This window comes from Microbacterium sp. HMWF026 (assembly GCF_003061325.1).
Classification (GTDB): domain Bacteria; phylum Actinomycetota; class Actinomycetes; order Actinomycetales; family Microbacteriaceae; genus Microbacterium; species Microbacterium testaceum_E.
This window is the reverse complement of the sequence record NZ_QAJB01000071.1, coordinates 1-4,670: the sequence shown is the minus strand read 5'-3', so window position 1 is coordinate 4,670 and position 4,670 is coordinate 1. Positions and strand designations below refer to the sequence as shown.

The following is a 4,670-nucleotide window of genomic DNA, read 5'->3' as shown; positions in this document are numbered from 1 at the left end:
CCTGCGCACCCTGGCCGACCAGGCCAACGCCGCCTCGGGCCTCGTCGTCGACACCCGCACGTGGGAAGCCGCCGAGGCGGCGAGCCACACGCCCGTGCGGACCGCACGCCCCGCCGGCCGCCCGGTCCGCGCCGCTTGATACCACTGCGGCTCGCTCCGGTCCAGCCCCCTCGCGCATGATGCATACTGTCGGGGACGCGTGACATTCACGTGAATGGATCGGAGTGACCTGTGCCCGTACGCAAGCTGCTCGACATGTCTCTGCTCGAGTCGTGGCTCGCGGAGTTCCGCGCGCTCGGGTACCTCACCGGGAGCGACATCCGCGTCCTGGAACAGGATGACGAGTCCGATCCCGATGCGGGCCTGATCGTCGTCGACCTGACCGAGGCGAAGACCATCACCTACCTGCAGCCCATCACGGGCGGCGAGGGCACGTGGAAGGCCACGATGGAGGCCCGGGACGCCACCATCGAGCTCTCCGCGGTCGCCCTCGTGAACCTCGGCAACGAGGTCAACGTCCTGGGCGCCCTCGTTGCCTTCCTCGAGACGAAGTCGAAAGCTCTGCTCGCGGCCTGCTGACCAGCTCGGCCGACCAACGAGAAAAGGGCACCCGATCGGGTGCCCTTTTCTCGTTCTGTGGCGGCTCCCCGTATCCCCGCCTGACGGAGCTTGGCGATGTCCCCCCGCGCCCTATCACCCTTCTGGCGCGGGACGCGGAACGGGCACCGAGACCGGCGAGCTACTCAATGAACAGAATCTCCGGACGCGCCTGCAGGACGTCCGCGACGGCGATGACGGTCGCTATCGGCGAGACTGAAAGGCGGGCCCTCCGCGGCGGGTCTCAGGCGTCGCGGATCAGTCGAGTTTCTTGCCCTTTCACCTCTCGCGGGAGAAGAGTTCGGCAACGTCAGTGTCATCAGGAGGACCCATTTCTAGTTGCCGCGCGTTTTCCGGCACGAGGAAAGACCCAAGTGCGACCACGGTCCCGGACGCAACACCGGCAATGACACCAACCACGGGATAGAACACGAAGAGTGACGCAGGGCCGAACCCTGAGTCGAACACGCCGAATAGGGTCCAGCCGACGACGGGCGCCGCAACGCTCATCGCAATGGTCCATCCCTTCCGGGTGTGCAGCTTTGATGCAAACCACACGGTTCCGAGGATGACGAAGACGGTCGTCAGCAATCCGAAACTAAGGCCGGCGCCGACGGTGGCGGAGAGCGTGATGGCCCCATGCCCGCCGCCCATCACCCCGTTGTATAGAGCGCTGACGGTGGCAGCTGCCACCACACTCATGACCGCACCGCCGGCGACCACGTACCAGTAGAGCTTGGTGGTTGCCGGCAGTGCGTGTGTCATGACTCCAACCCTAGGAGGGGTCGCGCCCACGCTCTAAAGCGCGCTGCTCGACGTCGCCCCCGAAGCTGCCGCGACGGAGGCCCGCGCCCTCCTCGCCGCCGCCCGAGACGCGCGCGAGCACACCGACCCGAACCTCTCCCCTTCAGGTCTCGCCACCGAGGTGCAGCGGCGTAAGGAGGGCGTGCAGCAGCGGCACGGGGACCGGGGTGCTCATCCTGGTCACGGCGGCGGTTTTCTTCCTGACGCTCGACATGCCGCGCGTGGCCGCCGTGGCCGACCCGACCGCAGCACCCACCCCCTCGCCCTCAGCGTTCCGCATCGGAAGATCAGCGGCCCCGGGTCACGCTCGCGAAGAGGCGTGCCCGGGGCCTCGGAGACTCAGCGGCGCTTGCGGCGCAGCTGCTCCAGCTCCGAAGTCGACGTATGGAAGGCATTGTGAGCGTGCGCTAGCCCGACCGCCAACGTTCGAATTGCATTCGCGTCCCGCTCGGTCCGTCCAATGGACTGCATGCTCGCAGACTCCCCGTCGAGAGCTTCCGCAATCATGTTCGCCTGAAACCTGGCTGTCTCAAGGTGGTCTGTCATGGCGTCTCCCCCCTCGCGGACATCGGCGTCCCGCTTCGAGGGTGAACATAGCGGCGGGGTACGACATCCCATCGCCGCGTTCGATCCAACGGTCGCAACGCTCCCCTCCCGCGCTCAGAGCTGATTGCACGTAGGTTGCATGCAACGACCGCACGCACCACCACAAAACCCCGGCCAATCATGCGGTATGCACGGCTGACCGGGGCTTTTCGAGGTGGTGGCGAGTGAGGGATTCGAACCCCCGAATGCAATGCAGTCTGATTTACAGTCAGATCCCTTTGGCCGCTTGGGTAACTCGCCAGATGCGCACCCGCCCGGCTTTTTCAGTCGACCAGAGGCGCGAGAAACCACTCTACTATCCCCGAAGGGGTGCTCGAAACCATCGGCGGTCTCACTCGGGCGTGCGCAGCAGCGCGCCCTCGCTGCGGCACGTCGCCGCGGCGACGTCCATGGCGCGCGAGAGCACGGCATCCCAGTCCTCGGCGACCTCGGGCAGCCGCTCCCGCACGAGCGCGGCGGTCGTCGCGAGCACGGCGTCGCCGCCGCCCATCGTGTCGACGATGCGTCCCGGAAGGTTCGAGATGCCGCGCGTCACCGTCACGTCGCCCGCGACGATCGCCGCACCGCCCGCGCCGTAGGTCGCCAGCACCGCGTCCACGCCCAGGCCCGTGAGCCGGTCGCGCAGGTCGTCGAGCGAGGTGCCGTAGAGCAGCTGCGCATCGTCCTCGCCGACCTTGACCAGCAGCGCCCCGGCGGCGGCGCGCTCGAAACCCCGCACGAACTCGTCACGGTCGTGCAGCATGCCGCTACGCGGGTTCGGGTCGATCGCCAGGGACGTTCCGGCCGAGGCCACGGCATCCACGAGCGCATCGGTCTGCTCGCGGTCGTCGAAGGGAAAGCAGCTCACCACGACCATCGGGGCGGCCGCGATCGCCGCGCGCTCCGCCGCACCGTAGGCGACGCGGCGGTTCTGCGCGGCGTCGTTGAAGACGTACTGGGGCTCCCCCTCGGCCGAGCGGGTGCTCACGGCTCGCGACGAGCCGTGAGCGGCGGGACTCGCGAGCAGCTCGACGTCGTACTCGGCGGAGTACGCGCGGATCTGCTCCCCCGCGGCGTCGTCGCCCACCATCGCGATGAGGGATGCCGGCACCCCCAGCCGCGACAGGCCGACCGCCACGTTGAGCCCGGCGCCGCCGACGAACTCGCGTACGCCGGCGTCGTCGCGGATCTCGTCGATCAGGGCGTCGCCGATCACGACGATGCGCCCGCTCACCGGCTCACCTCGGCCGCGTCGAGCACGCGGGCGACGAACTCCTCGGTGCGCCGCTTGGTGCCGTCGATCTTGCGGTCGACGCTCGCCCGGATCTCGCTCGGCGCGAGCGGCGCCGCCAGGCGCACGGTCTCGTGGCACGACATGTCGGCGCAGATGTACGTGCCGACGGTGTCGCCGTGCTCGCCCGCCTCGCCCGCCTTGCGGGCGGTGAACAGCGAAACCTGATCGCCCGGCTGCATCGTGTGGCACAGGTTGCACATCGCCGACCGCGCGCGCGACTGGCCCTCGGCGGCGCGCAGGACGATGCCGGTGGGCTCGCCCTCGTGCTCGGTGACGATGTAGCCCCGCCCGCGGGTGCGCGGGTCGCGCCACGCGAAGAAGTCGAGGTGGTCCCAGTCCGTCAGGACGAAGTCGTGCGGCAGGGCGACGACGCGCAGCTCCTCGGGAGCGGCGTTGACGAAGGCCTCACGGACCTCGTCCTCAGTGAGTGCTCGCATGGGCATCGAGTCTACGAGCGCCCGCGGGCGAACGGGCCGGACCTCACCCCCTCATTTGACGCTGCCCGCGGTCAGGCCGCCCACGATGTACCGCTGGAGCGCGAGGAACAGCGCCATCGGCAGCACCGCGGCCAGGACGGCGCCGGCCGCGAACACCGACCAGTTGGTCGCGGTCTCCTGCGACACGAACTGGTACAGGCCGACGGCGAGCGTCTGTTTGGCCGGGTCGACGAGGATCACGGATGCCAGGACGAAGTCGTTCATGGTCGCGATGAACGACAGCAGTCCGACGACGGCGAGGATCGGCGCGACGAGCCGCAGGATGATGGTGAAGAAGATGCGCGCATGCCCGGCGCCGTCGATCTTGGCCGCTTCGTCGATCGAGGCGGGGACGGTGTTGAAGAAGCCGTACATCAGATACGTGTTCACCCCCAGCGCCCCGCCCAGGTAGACCATGATGAGGCCGATCTGGGTGTTCAACCCGATCGCGGGGAAGACGTCGGCGATGGTCGTCATCAGCAGGAAGATCGCCACGAACGCCAGCAGCTGCGGGAACATCTGGACAAGCAGCAGGCTGAGCAGGCCGAAGCGACGCCCGGTGAACCGCATCCGCGAGAACGAGTACGCGGCGAGCGCCCCGAGGAAGACGGTGCCCCCGGCGGTGGCCAGACCGATCACGAGCGAGTTGACGAACCACGCGGCGAACGGCTGCTGCGGCAGCGAGAACAGACGCACGAAGCTGTCGATGCTCACCGTCTGGAACAGGCCGTTCGCGGTCAACAGGGTGCCGCCCGGGTTCAGCGCGGCCGACAGCACGTAGAGCAGCGGGAACGACGAGAAGATCAGCATCGCGATGCCGACCAGGTGGCGCCAGCCGGTCTGGCGGAACCACGTGCCCACGGGGCGGCGCGCGGGGCGGGTCGGGGTCAGGGTGTCGGTCGCCATGTCAGTTC

At 68.6% G+C, this 4,670-nt stretch carries 6 protein-coding genes and 1 tRNA gene; 1 reads left to right on the top strand and 6 read right to left on the bottom strand.

Annotation, left to right across the window (positions count from 1 at the left end; translation table 11 throughout):
* Window positions 1–231 precede the first annotated feature (231 nt).
* Window positions 232–579 (top strand): hypothetical protein, encoded by a 348-nt coding sequence (locus DBR36_RS03300; protein WP_108317554.1) that lies wholly within the window; start codon window positions 232–234, stop codon window positions 577–579.
* A 297-nt stretch (window positions 580–876) separates the two neighbouring features.
* Here the strand turns inward: DBR36_RS03300 and DBR36_RS03295 are convergent, their stop codons facing one another.
* The 6 genes from DBR36_RS03295 to DBR36_RS03270 all read right to left on the bottom strand — a co-directional run bounded on the left by DBR36_RS03295 (window position 877) and on the right by DBR36_RS03270 (window position 4,662).
* Window positions 877–1,362 (bottom strand): hypothetical protein, encoded by a 486-nt coding sequence (locus DBR36_RS03295; RefSeq protein ID WP_108317553.1) that lies wholly within the window; start codon window positions 1,360–1,362, stop codon window positions 877–879.
* A gap of 142 nt (window positions 1,363–1,504) precedes the next feature.
* A complete protein-coding gene (locus DBR36_RS17515; RefSeq protein WP_181373460.1) occupies window positions 1,505–1,681 on the bottom strand; it encodes a hypothetical protein in 177 nt (58 codons plus the stop codon).
* A gap of 481 nt (window positions 1,682–2,162) precedes the next feature.
* Window positions 2,163–2,247, bottom strand: a tRNA-Tyr gene (locus tag DBR36_RS03285).
* 91 nt (window positions 2,248–2,338) lie between these two features.
* On the bottom strand, window positions 2,339–3,220 hold the full coding sequence (locus DBR36_RS03280; RefSeq protein WP_108317551.1) for a PfkB family carbohydrate kinase: 882 nt from the start codon (window positions 3,218–3,220) through the stop codon (window positions 2,339–2,341).
* On the bottom strand, window positions 3,217–3,717 hold the full coding sequence (locus DBR36_RS03275; RefSeq protein ID WP_108317550.1) for an FBP domain-containing protein: 501 nt from the start codon (window positions 3,715–3,717) through the stop codon (window positions 3,217–3,219). The genes DBR36_RS03280 and DBR36_RS03275 overlap by 4 nt, the downstream gene beginning before the upstream one ends.
* A 51-nt stretch (window positions 3,718–3,768) precedes the next feature.
* On the bottom strand, window positions 3,769–4,662 hold the full coding sequence (locus tag DBR36_RS03270; RefSeq protein ID WP_108317549.1) for a sugar ABC transporter permease: 894 nt from the start codon (window positions 4,660–4,662) through the stop codon (window positions 3,769–3,771).
* Between the last annotated feature and the right edge of the window lie 8 nt (window positions 4,663–4,670).

Excerpts from the sequence above, each read along its gene's own strand:
- DBR36_RS03295 (WP_108317553.1), bottom strand. The coding sequence starts at position 1,362 with ATGACACACGCACTGCCGGCAACCACCAAGCTCTACTGGTACGTGGTC.
- DBR36_RS17515 (WP_181373460.1), bottom strand. The coding sequence starts at position 1,681 with ATGCGGAACGCTGAGGGCGAGGGGGTGGGTGCTGCGGTCGGGTCGGCC.
- DBR36_RS03275 (WP_108317550.1), bottom strand. The coding sequence starts at position 3,717 with ATGCGAGCACTCACTGAGGACGAGGTCCGTGAGGCCTTCGTCAACGCC.
- DBR36_RS03270 (WP_108317549.1), bottom strand. The coding sequence starts at position 4,662 with ATGGCGACCGACACCCTGACCCCGACCCGCCCCGCGCGCCGCCCCGTG.